The organism is Cohnella nanjingensis (genome assembly GCF_014212125.1).
In the GTDB taxonomy this organism is placed as follows: domain Bacteria; phylum Bacillota; class Bacilli; order Paenibacillales; family Paenibacillaceae; genus Cohnella; species Cohnella nanjingensis.
The window spans coordinates 28,173-43,732 of the sequence record NZ_JACJVP010000071.1; the positions used below are offsets into that span (position 1 = coordinate 28,173).

The following is a 15,560-nucleotide window of genomic DNA, read 5'->3' on the forward strand; positions in this document are numbered from 1 at the left end:
CCGGTACGCCTACCCCAATCCACCCGAGTTAGTCGATAAAATCGACTATCTCCCTGCACACCGCCCCAATCGACCCGCGTTAGTCGATATCTCCCCCAGCGCACCCAGGCTTCCGCCATCCTGATTAGTTTCGCCTCAAAAACAAAGAGAAGCAGAACGACTTCTGCTTCTCCCTGTTATTCTAGCTGCAACTATTCAATCTCCCTTGGCTCATCCTTCATCCTAGCATCGTCATCCTGGCATAGTCAGCCTAGCCGGCATTGTCGGTCTCGCCAGTCTCGCTAGTCTCGCCATCTTAGCCTGCCTTGCCTGCCTTGCCTGCCTTGCCAGCCTTGACTGCCTTGCTTTCCTTGCTTTCCTTGCTTTCCTTGCTTGCCTTGCCAGTCTTGCCAGCCTCGCCTTCTTCGCTAACACTGCCGCCGTTCAATCGACGCCGCGGAACGTCAGCGTATAGGGCTTGGAGTCTTCCTCGGTCTTAATCTTGTTCCACCCGGCCGCGTCGGTGACGCTATCCCGGAACTGAACGCGGTAGGTCTGATCGCCCTTCAGCTCCTCCTTCAGGTTCAGCGTCACTTCGGTCACGACCTTCCGCGAATCCTGAACGGATTCGCTCGCGATATCGACGGCGGAGCCGTCGTCCCGGAGGATGCGGAAGGCCGATGCGGAGATGCCGCGGACCGGCTCGCTGAAGGTAATCTTCACCGCTTTGCGGTTCTGCGCGGCGGCCTGGGTCGCGAACGGAACGGGGTTCGCGTTCTCCGTGCCCGCGAACGGCTTGCGGTTCGCGTCGTTCGCCGTGTTCAAGCCCCGGATGCCGGTTGCGCGGCCTTCGTACACGTGCCCCGCCTGGAACAGGGACGGATTGGCGTTCGAAGCGGTGCGGTACTGCACGGTCACCGCGTTGTCTGCGCCCGGCTTGCGCTGAACGAAGGCGCGCCAGTCGCCGTTCGAGACGCTCCGGCCGTCTTCCGACACGACGCGCAGATCGAGGTCGGCGACATCGTCGTCGAACAGGCGCCGGCTGAACGCGACGAGGACGGTATTCTGATCGACGACCGTCAGCGACTGGAGCGCGATGCCGCTGCCCGGCCCTTCGCCGTTGCCGGAGAAGGAGACGCGGGTGTTCGCGGCGATCGCGAGGCCGCTCAGATCTTTGACGTTGTTGATCGTAAGCGAGTAAGCATTGCCCGAGACTTGCGTGCCGGTGGTCAGCGTGACGGTCCGGTTCCCGTCGTCATAGCTGACGGCGATCGGCAAGCCGAGGCCGCCGTCGAACTGATAGTTTCTCGCATCGCTGGCGGAATCGCGGTCGAGCCGCTCGCTGAAGGCGAGCACGACCTGATTCGTCGACGCCGTGACTTTGGCGACGGTCGGCGGCGTACGGTCCACCACGCCTCCGAACAGCAGGTCCGTCTGCCGGTCCATCCGATTGCCCGCCAGATCGGAGATGCCCGAGACGGTCAGATTGTACAGCGTCGCATCCTGCTGCTTCGTCGTGGTCAGCGTGACCGTGAGTCCATCCGAAGCGAGGACGGCGCGCGTAATGCCCAGTCCGTGGTCCACGCTGTAATTGCCGGTATTGGCCGCTTCTTGCGGATTGACTTTTTCGCTGAACACCACCGACACCGTCCCGTCTCCGTTCCCCTTCACGGATTTGACGGTCGGCTTCGTCTGATCGTTCATCCCGGTGAAGTCGATATTGCTGCGCGTGTTCATGACGTTGCCCGCCAGATCCGCGATATCCCGGATCGTGATCTTGTAGTTCTGTCCGTCGCGCTGCTCGTTCGTCCACAGCGTCACGGTCCGCCCGTCGTTATCGATAGCGGCGCGCTGCACGTACAGCCCGTTGTTCAAGCTGTAGTTGCGAATGTCCGTCGCTTGTTGCACGTTCACCTTCTCGCTGAAAACGATCCGGATGGCGGAAGGGTTGACCCCCGTGACGGACTGCACCGTCGGCTTGACGTTGTCGTCGACGCCGTTGAAGTACAAGTCGTTCCGGGTATCCATCGTATTCCCGGCCAGGTCCCGCACCTCCTGCACGACGAAGCGGTACGTATAGCCGTCCCGCTGCCTCGACGTCGTCATCGTGACCGTCTTGCGGTCCTCCGACAGCTTGATGTTCGACAGCTGCAGCCCATCCCCGATGAAGCCGTAATGGCGGGCGTCCGTCGCCGAACCCGATTCGACCGGCTCCGAGAAGACCAACTGAAGCACGCGGTTCGGAAGCGCCGAGAACGAGACCAGCTGCGGCTTCGTCGAATCTTCCGGCAGCGCGGAATACCGCCAGCTGTCGCCGTCGATATACAGCTTGTGGGAGACGTAGGCGTTCTGGCGATCGGTCGTGACCCAGATCGTCTTGCCGTCCGTGCTCAGGCTGACCTGGCGGATGACGACGGCGCGCCCTTGATCGTCCTTCACGGAGAAGCGCACCGGATCGGCGGACTTGATCGCCTGGTTCAGGACGACCTGAATGACATTGTTCGAGGTCGGCTGAACCGACTTGACGGAGATCTTCTCGAAGTTCATCTGCTGATAGACGGCATAAGCGGCCTCGACGAGCAAGGCGCGCGTCGCATTCACCGTATAGTTGTCTCTGACGCTGATGATCTGCCGATCGAGCGCGATCGCGACCGCTCCGCGCGCCCATGCGGATACTTTGCCCTGCACGCGGGTCGAGCTGGCGTCATTGTAGCCGTAGGCCCGCACGAGGATCGCGGCGAGCTGCTCCACGGTAACGGCCGTCTGCGGCGCGAACTTGCCGCCGCCCACGCCTTGCATGAGCCCTGCCTTGCGCACGGCTTCGATCTCTTCGTAGGACCAGCGCGTCTTCAGCACGTCATAGAAGCTCGCCTTGGCCGGACGCTCCTCCTTCAGCTGCCACAGCCTGAACAGCACGGCGGCGAACTGTTCCCGCGACATCGCCTCCTGCAGACGCGCGCTCCCGTCGTCGAAGCCCGTGAAGATGCCTTTGTCGCGCAGCACCTCGAATTTCTGTTCGGCGGAGAGGTTCTCGGCCGAGGCCGTAAAGACCGGCAAGGCCAGCGCCACGATCAGCAGCGCCAGCAGCACTCTGCGAAGCCTATTCATCCCGTCGTTCCTCCTTGGGTGCCATGGTGATGGTTCTTCGTTAAACCGCCGGGTCGTTCCCCTTCGGTGTTAACTATGACGCAAGATGGCCGCGCAAGGTTTCGGTCCCGGACGGGCAGGGGCTCGGCCCTCCTTATGTTTTTTTCGGGGAGATGGCGGAAGAAGCGACAGGCATGCGCGGCGAAACCGAAACCCGGCGGCCGGGAATCGGGGCGAACGATGGAGACGAGCAGCGATCGCTGTCGAGCGGCGCGCGCAAAATAAATATAAAAAAGAAGCCGAACAGGGCCTGTTCGGCCTGTTCGGCTCCTCCTTCATCCTATGCCGGCTGGCGCATTCAGCTGTTGCCCCAATAGACCAGCACGAGGATCACGTTCACGGCCAGCAGGGCGGGCACGCCCGCCGTGAACGAGCGGTGCTTCGTCTTGTGCCGGAAGACGCGCATGCCCATCAGCATGCCGAACGCGCCGCCGATCGCAGCCACGCCGAAGAGCCGCTTCTCCGGCACCCGCCGCTCCTTGTGCATCGCTTGGGTCTTATCGTAACCCATCATGAAGAAGGCAATTACGTTGATCGCGACGAGATAGTAGAACAGGTACAGCACTTCATTCCCCTCCCCAGGGCGCTTTCTCCCGACGGTCGATCCGCCCGATCGTCGTACGCGACGGATGGCCGGTCTCCTTCCCGACCGTCGGTCTTCCTCTTGTTCGTCGGTCTTCTGCCAACGGTCGGCACTTTCCAGAACCCGGTTTTCCTCCCGGCTGTCGGCCTACTCCCGCAAAGCGTCCCGCAGCCGGCTCGACATGGCCGAAGCGGCGCCATTCGCGGCAGTCGCAGCCGCTCTGCGGGCGCGCTGCAAGTCTTCCTTCAGCTTGCCGTTCTCCGCACGCAGCGCGGCGAGCTCGGTCTCCGCCGGGTCCTCCCCGAACGCTTCCCCGTTCGCATAGTAAGCCGCCGGACGATACGTCCGGAAGGCGACCTCCAGCTCCGGGATCCCTAGCCCGCGCACGTGACGGTCTACCGTCTGCGCGAATCGGGCCCTTGTCTCCGGTCCGCGTTCGAACCAAGCCACCTCGACGAACGGATAGGACGGGACGATCTCCCCTCGGGCCAACGACGTCGTATGCTGGCACTCGAGCATCATATCGTCCGCGGGGCAGCCGCAGATCGCAGCCAGCTCGTCCGCCAGCGGGCCGCTGATGGCCCTCACTTGCTCCGGCAATACGCCTCGGAACAACAAATGCGGCATCGTTATGCTCTCCTTCGCTTGTGCAAGTTATCGTTACTCTCATTATGAACGCAAACGCGCCGCCGCGCAAAACCCAAGTAAAAACGGCATTGCCGTCTTCTTGGAAGAGGGCAACGCCTTTTTATCGACGGTCATACAGAAATGGATAGGCTTCAAACGAATAAATTCCGTATGACGAACGCGCCGTTGTGCGCCCCAGGCACAACCGACGATTGCCAGAAGGCTGGCGAATGCGTTAAGATTAGGGAAGAAACCAAAGGAGGTGTTCCCTCATGGGAATGTCGAATGCGAAGAAAGCCCGCCGCAGAGCCGAGCGGGAAGGGAAGTTGAACCCGGAGATCGGACGGGGGGAATGGCACCGCAAACCGATCACGCAGGTCGTACCGAATCGGAAAGCCGAACAGCGCCGCTCGCAATGCCGCTCCAAGGGCACAAGCGAGGGCGCTGTTTATTTGTGTCCGCCCCATGCCGCGGGCTTCTGCGCATAGACTTGGGCCGACTAAGGCTTGAACGCCATCGCTGCATTCACCGCCGTCTGCCAACCCGCGTACAGCCGATTCCGCTCTTCCTCCGCCATCGCCGGCGCGAAGACGGCCCCTTTCCGCCACAGCTCCGCGATCTCCTCCCGGCTCTCCCAATAGCCTACCGCCAGGCCGGCCAGATAGGCCGCGCCAAGAGCCGTCGTCTCGTTCACTGCAGGCCGCTCCACCGGTACGTCCAGCATGTCGCTCTGGAATTGCATGAGCAGGTCGTTCCGGACCGCGCCTCCGTCTACCCGCAGCGTCTTTAGCGTAATCCCCGAATCGGTCTCCATCGCGCCCAGCACGTCCTTGGTCTGGTAGGCGAGCGATTCGAGCGTCGCCCGCACGAAGTGTTCCTTCGTCGTGCCGCGGGTCAGTCCGAATACCGCGCCGCGCACGTCGCTGTCCCAATAGGGGGTCCCCAAGCCGACAAAGGCGGGCACGACGTAGACGCCTTCGGTCGAGGCGACGCGCTCCGCGTACTTCTCGCTCTCCTTCGCGTCCCCGAACATCCGCAGCCCGTCGCGAAGCCATTGAATAGCCGAGCCGGCGACGAAGATGCTGCCTTCTAGCGCGTAGGCGACTTTCCCCTCGACGCCCCACGCGATCGTGGTCAACAAACCGTGCGCCGATGCTACCGCCTGCGCTCCCGTGTTCAGAAGCATGAAGCAGCCTGTGCCGTAGGTGTTCTTCGCCATGCCCGGATCGAAGCAGGCTTGCCCGAACAGCGCGGCCTGCTGGTCGCCCGCGATGCCGGCGATCGGAATCTCGCGGCCGAAGAAATGGCGCTTGTCCGTGCGGCCATACACCTCCGAGGACGACCGGACTTCGGGCAGCATCGAGGACGGAACGGAGAGAATATCCAGCAGCTCCGTATCCCACTTCAATTCGTGGATGTCGTACATCAACGTCCGCGAAGCGTTCGAATAATCCGTCACGTGCGCCCGGCGCCCTGTCAGCCGCCAGACCAGCCAAGTATCGATCGTGCCGAACAGCAGTTTGCCCTGCTCGGCTTTCTCCCGGGCGCCCTCGACCTGATCGAGGATCCACTTGACCTTCGTCCCCGAGAAGTACGGGTCGATCAGCAGGCCCGTTTTGCTTCTGAACGCCGGCTCGTGTCCCGCCTGCTTCAACTGCTCGCAGATGTCCGCCGTCTGGCGCGATTGCCAGACGATCGCCTGATAGACGGGCATGCCTGTCTCCCGGTCCCAGACGACCGCCGTCTCCCGCTGATTCGTAATGCCGATCCCCGCGATCTGCTCCGGCTGCACGTTCGATTCCGACAAGACGGTCGCGATGACCGCCAGCACGGAAGCCCAGATCTCGTTGGCATTGTGCTCGACCCAGCCCGGCTTCGGAAAATACTGACGGAATTCCTGCTGCGCCGCGTGCACGACCCGCCCCGTCCGATCGAACAGCATCGCGCGCGTGCTCGTCGTGCCTTGATCCAGCGCCATGATATAGGTCTCCAACCCGCTCTCCTCCTCGATTGTCGCTTCTGGCATCGGTGGTTTGTTCAATTCCCTTGCCGGGCGAATCTAGGCTTGTGCGGCCGCGGATGGCGGATCGCGAGTCCGTTCGCCAGCCGGAGCCACGTCTCGAACGTGCGCGCTCCCTCGCGCAGCCGGATGACGCGCGCGCCCCGCGCGAACAGCCATCTACCGTACGTATGATAGCCGGACGCTCGTCCGTAACAGAGCCGGATGCCTCCGAGCGTCCCCTCGAAGTCGTTGATATGATCATGCCCGCAGAAGGTGCCCATCACGTCGCCCCGCTCCTTCATCGCGGCGAACAGGCCGGAGTTGAACTTCGGGCATGCGATGCCCTCGTAGCGGTGCCCGAAGCAGGTCTCGGTCCGCCAAACGTCCGCGTATTCGGGCAGCGGAATATGGAAAAAGGCGAGCGCCGGCAGAGGCGCTCCCGCAGACGCCTTGGCGAGCCGTTGCGATTGCATGCGGTACCATTCGATCTGGCTCGGACGTATCCAGTCGTAGCCGGACACCTGGGGGTCTTCCGAATAGCTCCCGCTGTCCAGGAAATAGAGCGCGGAACTCGCCGCGCCCTGCCGGTCCGCGACGGTCAACGCATAGTTGCCTACGCCATGCACGCCGACCGGTCCGGCCGATGCGAGACAGTGGCGCTGCGACGTCAGCACCTCCATCAGTTCCGCGCGCGTCGCCCCGCCCTCGCTGTCGTGGTTGCCGAATACCGCCGCCCACGGCGTGCCCGTCCGCTCCGCCGGAGCGACCGCGTCCCGCAGCGACTGCTTCGGGTCGCGGCAGTCCAAGCTATAGATGAGATCCCCGGTGAACACGACGAGATCCGGCTTCTCCGCCGCCATGACCCGCTCGATCAGCGCCCGCGTCCGACGGTCCTCTTTCTCGCCGTTCTGCCAATGGAGATCCGTGAATTGCACGATCTTGAACGTGCCGTCCTCTCGGTAGCGCAGCTTCGTCTCCATGCCCGTCTCCTCTCTCCTCATTCGTCACTCCCTATCATAGCGCCGGGCCGGGCCGCAGACTACTCTTTTTCTGGAGAAAAACGACAAAATCAGCCACCCATAACCCTCCCGGGCCTTGACGGCTGATCGCCTCTCTTTTCGCTTGCTATGGGCAGCCGCGGTTGAGGTTCCGCAGCTTCGGCACCCGCGTCTTCCGACTTACTTCTCGATCCCCAAGACCGCCTTGACGCCTTCCTCGTAGTAGTGCTTCACCGGTTGCATCTCCGTCACGAGATCCGCGGCGGCGACGACTTCGGGATGCGCGTCCCGCCCCGTCAGGAGGAGGTGCATCCCCTGCGGCCGGTTGCGGATGACCTCCAGCACCTCGGCGAGCGGCAGGACGTCGTCGACGGGAAAGCGGTCGATGGCCAGCGCATTGTTGATCTCGTCCAGGATGACGATATCCTCCCGTCCGTTCAGGATTCGCTCCTTCGCGAACGCCCAGGCCTTCTCCAGCGACGCGCGGTGCTCCTCGGGCGTCTTCAGCCAGGTGAAGCCGATGCCCGTCTGGACGATCTCGACCCCGAGTTTCTCTAGCGCCAGCTGCTCCCCGTAGGTCCGCTGAGGGGACTTGATGAATTGGATGACGAGCACCTTCTGTCCGCGTCCCGTCGCCCTGAGCGCGAGTCCCATCGCCGCGGTCGTCTTGCCCTTGCCGTCGCCGGTATAGACCAAGACGAGACCGCGCTCCTTGCTCGGTTTGTCCTTCTCAATCGCTGTCTCGTTCGTCATCGCTCACTGCCTCCTTGTGGATGATTCGATAGATGCGCGCCATATCCAGATGCCGCCTTGCATGGTCCGCCAGCCGGTCGAACGCTCGCTCCCTGCGCTCGGCGAACGATTGAACGGCGTCCGACGGCGGAAGACCCTTGTCTCCGCGGATGTCGTCGAGCCAGGCGCGCCGCAAGCCGTCGTTGCGGAAAATATCGTGCACATACGTGCCCCATACCCGGCCGTCCGCCGACATGGCGCCGTCCGAATGCGACTCGGCAGCGCCCTCCGGTTCGCGCTCAAGCCGCAGCCGGAACGGCTGCGCGGCACGGTCAGCGCCGACGGTCGTCCGGCCCATATGGATCTCGTAGCCGGCCAACGGCCATTCGGCGCCGCTGCCGAGGAAGCCGCCGACCGCCGAGCCCGCCACGCGTTCCGTACGCTTGTCGGCCGCGAACGTCGTCTCGGTCGGCAGCAGGCCCAAGCCCGTCGTCTCGCGCACCGCCGATTCGACGCCGTCGGGGTCGAGCAGCCGCCGGCCGAGCATCTGATAGCCGCCGCAGATGCCGACGATTCGGCCGCCGCGCTCGCCGTAGGACAGCAGCTTCGCCTCCAGGCCGGAGGCGCGGAGGAAGGCGAGGTCCTCGGCCGTATTCTTGCTGCCCGGCAGCAATACGGCGTCCGGCTCGCCCCATTCCCGCGCGTTCGTCACGTAGCGGAGTCGCACGTCGGGCTCCGAAGCGAGCGGATCGGCATCGGTGAAGTTGGCGATCCGCGGGTACCGCAGCACCGCGATGTCCAGCGGCAGGCCGCGACCGAGCGCCTCGGGCGCGGGTGTGAACACGGAGGCGGTGCGTCCGTGGGATTGGGGCGCTGGCGTGGGCGCGGCGCGTTCGAGCGAGGGCACGGACTCGACGCGCCCGGCTCCGCCCGCGGCGAGGGTGCGGGGATCGGGCGGGGGCGTGGACGCTGCGCGTTCGAGCGCGGACACGGACTCGGCGCGCCCGTCTACGCCCGCGGCGAGGGTGCGGGGATCGGGCGCTAGCATGGGCGCGGCGCGTTCGAGCGCGGGCACGGACTCGACGCGCCCGGCTCCGCCCGCGGCGAGGGTGCGGGGATCGGGCGGGGCCGCAGCCAGCGGAGGTTCATTCGGCGCTGGCGGGACGGAGCCGGTAATGGGCAAGCCCCGCTCACGCTCACACTCGCGCTCCATGTCTACCGCCGGTTCGGAAGACGAAGACCAGGTCTCCCCCTTCCGTCTTGCATCCAGCGAGGCGGAATCTTCGTCCTCCAGCCCGAGATCCGGCAGAAACGGAATGACGCCGACGACCGGGATGTCCGTCCGCGCTTCCAGCCAGTCCAATCCCGGCCGCAGCAGCGACACGTCTCCCCGGAACTTGTTGATGACGATGCCCTTGATCCGCGCCCGTTCGTCCGGCTCCAACAGTTCTAGCGTACCGACGATCGCCGCGAACACGCCGCCTCGATCGATGTCTGCCACGAGCAGCACGGGCGCCTCCGCCCATGCCGCCAGCCGCATATTGACGATATCCCGGTCCTTCAGGTTAATCTCCGCGGGGCTGCCCGCCCCTTCGATGACGACCAGCTCGTGCGCGGCTCGCAATCGCGCCAGCGCCTCTTGAACGATGACGGCCGCTTGCGATAGATATGTCTCTCGATACGTCCGCGCGTCCAAGTCCCGGTAGGGCTTGCCGTGCACGACGACCTGGGCCGACATCTCCCGGGTCGGCTTTAGGAGGATCGGGTTCATGTCGGTCGTGGCGGGGATCCCGCAGGCGTCGGCCTGCATGCCCTGCGCGCGCCCGATCTCCTTGCCGTCCGGCGTCACGTACGAGTTGTTGGACATGTTCTGCGACTTGAAAGGAGCGACCCGGTAGCCGTCCTGCTTCAGGATGCGGCAGAGCGCGGCGGTCAGGACGCTCTTGCCCACGTCCGAAGCCGTGCCCTGGAGCATAATCGTAGGCGCGTTAGTCATGGCTGTCTCCCTCCTGTCCAAGGACATCGGCTAGCTCGCGGAAGAGCCGCTCGTTCTCCTCGCGCAGCCGGACGGCGATACGGAAGTAACGCTCGTCCAAGCCCGCGAACAGCGAGGCGTCGCGGATCAGGATGCCCCGACGCGCGAGCTGCGCCTGCAGGCGTTTGACGTCGAGGCCGCTTGCCTCAGGCAGCGAGACGAGCAGGTAGTTGACATCGCCGGGTACGACCCCAAGTCCCAACTGGCCGAGCTGGCTGACGAGCCATGGGCGTTCGGATTGCAGCCAGTCGCGCGTCCGCTCTGCGTATGCCCGCTCGTCCAGGACGGCTTCGCCGATGCGCTGCGCGAGGAAGTTGACGCTCCACGGCGGCTGCAGCTCCGCCAGCGATGCAACCACGGAAGGATGCGACACCAAGAAGCCCAGCCGGATGCCGGGAATCGCATAGAACTTCGTCATCGACCGGAAGACGACGAGCTTCCGCGACGCCGCGGCCTCCTGCAGGCAAGAGTGCTCGGCTTCGTTCGGGACGAAGTCCATGAACGCTTCGTCCAGCAGCAGCGTGCCGCTCATGGCGCGGAGCCGGGCGATCGCGGCCTGCGGCAGCAGGCGACCGGTCGGATTGTTCGGATGCCCGAGGAAGATGCATCCGCCCGCCGCCAGCGGGGGCAGTCCAGCCAAGTCCGCTTCTTCGAGCAGGAACCCGTTCTCCGCGCGCATCGGCAGCTCGCGGGTCGGGACGCCGCCCTTGCGGAGCGCATCGCCGTACTCCGTGAAGGAGGGCTGGGCCAGCCAAGCCTCCGTCGGGCGCAGGCCGCGAACCGCCAGATCGATCAGCTCCGCCGCGCCGTTGCCGACGAGGATGCTCTCCTGCGGAATGCCGTAGACGTCGGCCAGCTTCTTGCGCAGTCCGCGCACCGCCGGATCGGGATAACGGGCGATGTCCCGCCAGCCGCGCACGATCGCCTGCTCCACCGAGGGCGGCGGTCCCCACGCGTTCATGTTTGCGCTGTAGTCGAGCCACCCGTCCGCCGGGCGGCCGTATTTCTCCTCCGCCGTGATCCAATCTCCGCCGTGGCCGTAGGTCTCCAGCATGTCGCCGCCTCCTTCTTTTTCGACTATCTCCCCTAATCACACCACTCTCTACAGCGCGATAGTCGATTTTTTCGATTATCGCTCCCCGTCACGCCACTCTCTCAGGCGTGATAGTCGATTTTTTCGACTAGCGCTCCCCGTCACACCACTCCCTCAGGCGAGATAGTCGATTTTTTCGACTAGCGCTCCCCGTCACGCCTCTGTCTCAGGCGAGATAGTCGATTTTTTCGACTAGCGCGTCCCGCTAAACCACTCTCTCCAGCGAGATAGTCGTTTTTTTCGACTAGCGCGTCCCGCTAAACCACTCTCGCAGGTGAGATAGTCGATTTTTTCGACTATCGCTCCCCGCCACACCACTTTCTCAGGCGAGATAGTCGATTTTTTCGACTATCGCGTCCCACTACGCCACTCTCTCGGGCGAGATAGTCGATTTTTCCGACTATCGCTCCCCGTTATACCACTCTCTCAGGCGTGATAGTCGATTTTTTCGACGATCTCTCCCCGTCAAAAGTGATACAGCACCGCCACCATGATCAGCAGCAGTCCGAGCTCCAGCAGCTCGTTGATCGCGCCGTAGACGTCCCCGGTCAGACCGCCCAGCTTGCGGGCGATCGCGGAAGCGGTCAGACTGCCCGCGACGTAGGTGAAGGCGGCGGCGATGGACCATGCGATGGCGGCTTGCGCCCAGCCCAGCGGCAAACCGGCGCTGTCCTTGGCCAGTAGGACCAGCGCGGCGAGCACGGCGGCGCTCAAGGCCGTCGCCACCGCGAAGGCTGCGACGGCGTGGCGCGCGCCGACGCCGCGGAACAGCCCGCCGAGCCCGCTGCCTTCGGCGCGGGCATACGGCCAGCCTGTGATCGCTGCCGGAAGGAACGCCCGGCTCCACACCGGGATGAGCGCCAACGCGCACAACGCCCACGCCGTCCGCCCGTCCTGGAGCAGCGACGCGAGCAGCGCGGCCCGCATCAGCACGGACAGCGAGCCGGCCATGACGCCCATGGCGCCTACTCGGCTGTCCTTCATGATCTCGAGCATCCGCTCGCGCGAACGATGGCTGAGCAGGCCGTCCGCCGTGTCCATGAGCCCGTCCAGGTGCAGCGCGCCGCTCAGCCCGATCCAGACGGCCGTCAACAGGACGGCCGCCGGCCAAGACGGCAGTCCCCAGCGCAGCAGCGCGCCGAACGCCGCCGTCAGCAGCCCGATGGCGAGCCCCGCCGCCGGGAACAAGACGACGCTGCGGCGAAACGCCCGCTCCGACGCGCCGCCCGCCGCAGACGGCACCGGCAGGCGCGTCAGGAATTGCAGCGCGGCGACTAGCGAATCTATCCAACCCCCCATGCGCATACCAGTCCTCCCGCTAGAATATAGCTGACGCCATAGAGCATGCGAACCGCCAGCACGATGTCGTCCGGGACGATGGCGCGCAGCGGCCAGCCAAGCCGCGCCCGCTCGCTGACGATCCCGCCGTAGCGATTCGTGCCGCCGAGCCGTATGCCGAGCGCGCCGGCTACGGCCGACTCCGGAATGCCGCTGTTCGGGCTCGGATGCAGCTTGGCGAACGCGCGGATCGCCCGCCATGCCCGCGACGCCGATGCCGGGCGGACGAACCAGGCCGTCGCCGTCAGCAGCACGCCCGTGACGCGGGCGGGAATATAATTCAACACGTCGTCGAAGCGCGCGGAGGCCCAGCCGAAGTCCCGATACCGTTCATCGCGGTAGCCGACCATCGAATCGAGCGTGTTGGCGGCCCTGTACAGCATCGCGAGCGGCGCGCCGCCCAGCACGGCGAACAGCAATGGCGAGACGAAGGCGTCCACCGTATTTTCCGCCACCGTCTCCACCGCCGCCCGCGCGACCTCCGGTTCGCTTAAGTCCGCCGTATCCCTGCCTACGATCCAGCCGACCTTCTCCCGGGCTTCCGTCAGATCGCCTTGCCGGAGCGGCCGATGGACGGCCATGGCCGCTTCCCTCAATCCGCGCACGGCGAAGGTAGTGGAGATGAACCACACGTTCGCGGCAAAACCCAGCCAAGGGTGAATCCAGCCGGCCAAGACGCAGACGGCCCAACAGAAGAGTCCCGCCAGTCCCGTGACCGCGACGGTCAGGAGGACGCCTTTGCCGCGAACGACGGACCTTGGCTGACCTTGTCTAAGCAGCAGACGTTCGAGCCGCGAGATGAGCCGTCCGATCCAGACGACAGGATGCGGAATCCATCTCGGGTCCCCGACCAGCCAGTCCACAGCGATCGCGAGCGCCGCGGCGAGCAGCGTCTCTTTTGCGGAAAAGAAAATCACCCTCGCGCCTCCGCCTCCGGCCAAACGAACGCGAGCCGCTTCAGCTCCACCGGGATGCCGGCCGTCACGAGGAACACCTCGTCGCTCACGGCGGCGACCTTGCGGTTCATGATGCCCGCCAGATCCCGGTAGACGCGGCCGAGCGGATAAGCCGGCACGATGCCGTCGCCCACCTCGTTCGTCACCAGGATAACGCGGCCCTGAAAGCCGGAGAGCGTCTCGGTCAGCGCCTCGATCGATGCCTCGATTCGGGCTTCGACATCCGTCTCGCCCTCCTCGCGCAGAAGCAAGTTCGACAGCCACAGGGTGAGGCAGTCGACGAGGACGACAGGCGCGTCGGCATGCCGCAGCAGCACGCCGGGCACGTCATAAGGCTCCTCGATCGTCCGCCACGCGAAGCCGGTCCGCTCCCGCTGCTCCCGATGCAAGGCGATCCTGCGCGACATGCCTTCGTCCAACGCTTCCGCCGTCGCTACGTACACGCCCTCTCTCGCACGCAGGGCCGCATATTTCTCGGCGAACGCGCTCTTGCCGCTCCGCGCGCCGCCGGTCACCAACACGATCATTACCGCCCGCTCCCTCTCGCTCCCGATTGTCCGCGCACGCCCCCGCTACCATGCCCGCTTCCTATGCCGCTCTTGCGCGCTGTACGTCGTGAACGCCGCTTTCTGCCCGTTTTCATACCCGCCTTCAAGCCCGCTTCCATACCCGTTTCCATACCCGCCTTCAAGCCCGCTTCCATGCTTGCTTACATGCCCGCCTTCAAGTCCGCTTCCATGCCCGTTTCCATATCCGCCTTCATGCCCGCTTACATGCCCGCCTTCATGCCCGCTTACATGCCCGCCAAGCCCTCTCCCATGCCCTTTCCCATGTCCGCTTCCCTACCCGCTTCCTAAGCCTCTCGGGGCCGCACAGCAGCGCTACCCCTTCGAGACGCCGGCGCTGTCGAACGTCGCCATCTCCCGCAGCACGCCGCCGGCCGCGTCGATCAGCGGAAAGACCAGGGCCGCGCCCGTCCCTTCGCCGAGCCGCATGCCCAGATGCAGCATCGGCGCGAGCCCCAGCTTGCGCAGCGCCAGCCCGTGCCCGCGCTCCTCCGACAGGTGGGACGCGATCAAGTAGGGCTCGGCGCCCGGCGCCAGCTTGCAGGCGGCCAGCGCGGCGACGGTCGAGATGAACCCGTCGATGACGACGGGGCATCGCCGCGAGGCGGCGCCGATGATGACGCCGGCCAGTCCCGCGATCTCGAGGCCGCCCAGCTTGCTCAGCACGTCCAGCGGGTCCGCCTCGTCCGGCCGGTTGACCGCAATGGCGCGTTCGACCGCCTCCCGCTTGCGGGCGAGTCCGGCGTCGTCGATCCCCGTGCCTCGGCCGACGACCTCCTTGGCCTCCAGGCCTCCCCATACGGCGAGCAGAGCGGCGCTCGGCGTCGTGTTGCCGATCCCCATCTCGCCGGTCGCGAACAAGCCGTAGCCTCGCTCGGCCAATTCCTCCGCCACCTCGATGCCGGCGACCAACGCGCGGATCGCTTCTTCGCGGGTCATCGCAGCCCCCCGCGCCATGTTCGCCGTGCCGCCGCGCACACGCCGGGAGAGCAGCCGCTCGTGGGCGAGATCGCCCTTCACGCCGATATCGACGCAGACGACTTCGGCCCCCGTCTGACGCGCCAGCACGTTGATCGCCGCGCCGCCTTGCAGGAAGTTCAGCACCATCTGCGGCGTCACCTCCTGCGGGAAGGCGCTGACGCCTTCGTCGCACACGCCGTGGTCGCCAGCCATGACGACGACCGCTTTCCTGAGCGGCCTCTCGGCGACGGGCGTTCCCGTAATGCCGGCTAGCCGGATCGCCAGCTCCTCCAGGCGCCCCAAGCTACCAGGAGGCTTGATCAGCTGGTCCAACCGCGCGGCCGCTTCCCGCATCGCCGCCTCATCCAATGCGCCGATAGAACGAATCGCCGCGTCGAGCTTTTCCCCCGCTTCCGTATCGCCCGCCGCCGCCGTAGCACCCAGCATGTCTCCATGTCTCTCACCGGGGCGCACGCCTGCCCCGCTCCGAACCTCCTCTTGGCGTTCAACGCCCCGAACTTCTTCCGGACCCGGTTTCTGTCCT

13 protein-coding genes and 1 pseudogene are annotated in these 15,560 nt (G+C 65.2%); 1 reads left to right on the forward strand and 13 read right to left on the reverse strand.

What is annotated here, in order from left to right; all coding sequences use genetic code 11:
• Positions 1–295: 295 nt before the first annotated feature.
• The 4 genes from H7C19_RS35395 to H7C19_RS32255 all read right to left on the reverse strand — a co-directional run bounded on the left by H7C19_RS35395 (position 296) and on the right by H7C19_RS32255 (position 4,336).
• Positions 296–427 (reverse strand): hypothetical protein, encoded by a 132-nt coding sequence (locus H7C19_RS35395; RefSeq protein WP_281385080.1) that lies wholly within the window; start codon positions 425–427, stop codon positions 296–298.
• On the reverse strand, positions 424–3,087 hold the full coding sequence (locus tag H7C19_RS32245; RefSeq protein ID WP_185673194.1) for an Ig-like domain-containing protein: 2,664 nt from the start codon (positions 3,085–3,087) through the stop codon (positions 424–426). The genes H7C19_RS35395 and H7C19_RS32245 overlap by 4 nt, the downstream gene beginning before the upstream one ends.
• Before the next feature lie 337 nt (positions 3,088–3,424).
• Positions 3,425–3,691 (reverse strand): DUF1294 domain-containing protein, encoded by a 267-nt coding sequence (locus H7C19_RS32250; protein WP_185673195.1) that lies wholly within the window; start codon positions 3,689–3,691, stop codon positions 3,425–3,427.
• Between the two features lie 165 nt (positions 3,692–3,856).
• Entirely contained in the window at positions 3,857–4,336 is a 480-nt protein-coding gene (locus tag H7C19_RS32255) for a DUF1904 family protein (protein ID WP_185673196.1), read from the reverse strand.
• 272 nt (positions 4,337–4,608) lie between these two features.
• Between H7C19_RS32255 and brfA the strand changes: the two genes are divergently transcribed.
• A complete protein-coding gene (gene brfA / locus H7C19_RS32260) occupies positions 4,609–4,824 on the forward strand; it encodes a ribosome rescue factor BrfA (protein WP_246470165.1) in 216 nt (71 codons plus the stop codon).
• Between the two features lie 11 nt (positions 4,825–4,835).
• Here brfA and glpK read toward each other — a convergent pair whose 3' ends face one another.
• The 9 genes and pseudogenes from glpK to cobT all read right to left on the reverse strand — a co-directional run bounded on the left by glpK (position 4,836) and on the right by cobT (position 15,463).
• Positions 4,836–6,329, reverse strand: a complete 1,494-nt coding sequence (gene glpK / locus H7C19_RS32265) for a glycerol kinase GlpK (RefSeq protein WP_185673197.1) — start codon at positions 6,327–6,329, stop codon at positions 4,836–4,838.
• A gap of 44 nt (positions 6,330–6,373) precedes the next feature.
• The gene (locus H7C19_RS32270; protein WP_185673224.1) at positions 6,374–7,318 is read right to left on the reverse strand and encodes a metallophosphoesterase family protein; all 945 of its coding nucleotides are present in this window, start codon (positions 7,316–7,318) and stop codon (positions 6,374–6,376) included.
• Positions 7,319–7,516: 198 nt separating this feature from the next.
• The gene (cobO, locus tag H7C19_RS32275) at positions 7,517–8,089 is read right to left on the reverse strand and encodes a cob(I)yrinic acid a,c-diamide adenosyltransferase (protein WP_185673198.1); all 573 of its coding nucleotides are present in this window, start codon (positions 8,087–8,089) and stop codon (positions 7,517–7,519) included.
• Complete coding sequence (locus tag H7C19_RS32280) at positions 8,067–9,281, reverse strand: cobyric acid synthase (RefSeq protein ID WP_221469593.1); 1,215 nt, start codon at positions 9,279–9,281, stop codon at positions 8,067–8,069. Before H7C19_RS32280 ends, cobO begins: the two co-directional genes overlap by 23 nt.
• A gap of 6 nt (positions 9,282–9,287) precedes the next feature.
• Positions 9,288–11,157, reverse strand: a pseudogene (locus H7C19_RS35840) (cobyric acid synthase); the annotation flags it as partial.
• A gap of 504 nt (positions 11,158–11,661) precedes the next feature.
• Entirely contained in the window at positions 11,662–12,495 is an 834-nt protein-coding gene (gene cobS, locus H7C19_RS32295) for an adenosylcobinamide-GDP ribazoletransferase (RefSeq protein ID WP_185673200.1), read from the reverse strand.
• Positions 12,480–13,451, reverse strand: coding sequence for an adenosylcobinamide-phosphate synthase CbiB (cbiB, locus tag H7C19_RS32300; protein ID WP_185673201.1), 972 nt, complete (start codon positions 13,449–13,451; stop codon positions 12,480–12,482). The genes cobS and cbiB overlap by 16 nt, the downstream gene beginning before the upstream one ends.
• On the reverse strand, positions 13,448–14,017 hold the full coding sequence (cobU, locus tag H7C19_RS32305; protein ID WP_185673202.1) for a bifunctional adenosylcobinamide kinase/adenosylcobinamide-phosphate guanylyltransferase: 570 nt from the start codon (positions 14,015–14,017) through the stop codon (positions 13,448–13,450). Before cobU ends, cbiB begins: the two co-directional genes overlap by 4 nt.
• A gap of 354 nt (positions 14,018–14,371) precedes the next feature.
• Positions 14,372–15,463 (reverse strand): nicotinate-nucleotide--dimethylbenzimidazole phosphoribosyltransferase, encoded by a 1,092-nt coding sequence (gene cobT / locus H7C19_RS32310; protein WP_185673203.1) that lies wholly within the window; start codon positions 15,461–15,463, stop codon positions 14,372–14,374.
• Positions 15,464–15,560 lie beyond the last annotated feature (97 nt).

Excerpts from the sequence above, each read along its gene's own strand:
- cobO (WP_185673198.1), bottom strand. The coding sequence starts at position 8,089 with ATGACGAACGAGACAGCGATTGAGAAGGACAAACCGAGCAAGGAGCGC.
- cobT (WP_185673203.1), bottom strand. The coding sequence starts at position 15,463 with ATGCTGGGTGCTACGGCGGCGGCGGGCGATACGGAAGCGGGGGAAAAG.
- H7C19_RS32245 (WP_185673194.1), bottom strand. The coding sequence starts at position 3,087 with ATGAATAGGCTTCGCAGAGTGCTGCTGGCGCTGCTGATCGTGGCGCTG.
- cobS (WP_185673200.1), bottom strand. The coding sequence starts at position 12,495 with ATGGGGGGTTGGATAGATTCGCTAGTCGCCGCGCTGCAATTCCTGACG.
- brfA (WP_246470165.1), top strand. The coding sequence starts at position 4,609 with ATGGGAATGTCGAATGCGAAGAAAGCCCGCCGCAGAGCCGAGCGGGAA.
- cobU (WP_185673202.1), bottom strand. The coding sequence starts at position 14,017 with ATGATCGTGTTGGTGACCGGCGGCGCGCGGAGCGGCAAGAGCGCGTTC.
- H7C19_RS32280 (WP_221469593.1), bottom strand. The coding sequence starts at position 9,281 with ATGGAGCGCGAGTGTGAGCGTGAGCGGGGCTTGCCCATTACCGGCTCC.
- H7C19_RS32270 (WP_185673224.1), bottom strand. The coding sequence starts at position 7,318 with ATGGAGACGAAGCTGCGCTACCGAGAGGACGGCACGTTCAAGATCGTG.
- H7C19_RS32255 (WP_185673196.1), bottom strand. The coding sequence starts at position 4,336 with ATGCCGCATTTGTTGTTCCGAGGCGTATTGCCGGAGCAAGTGAGGGCC.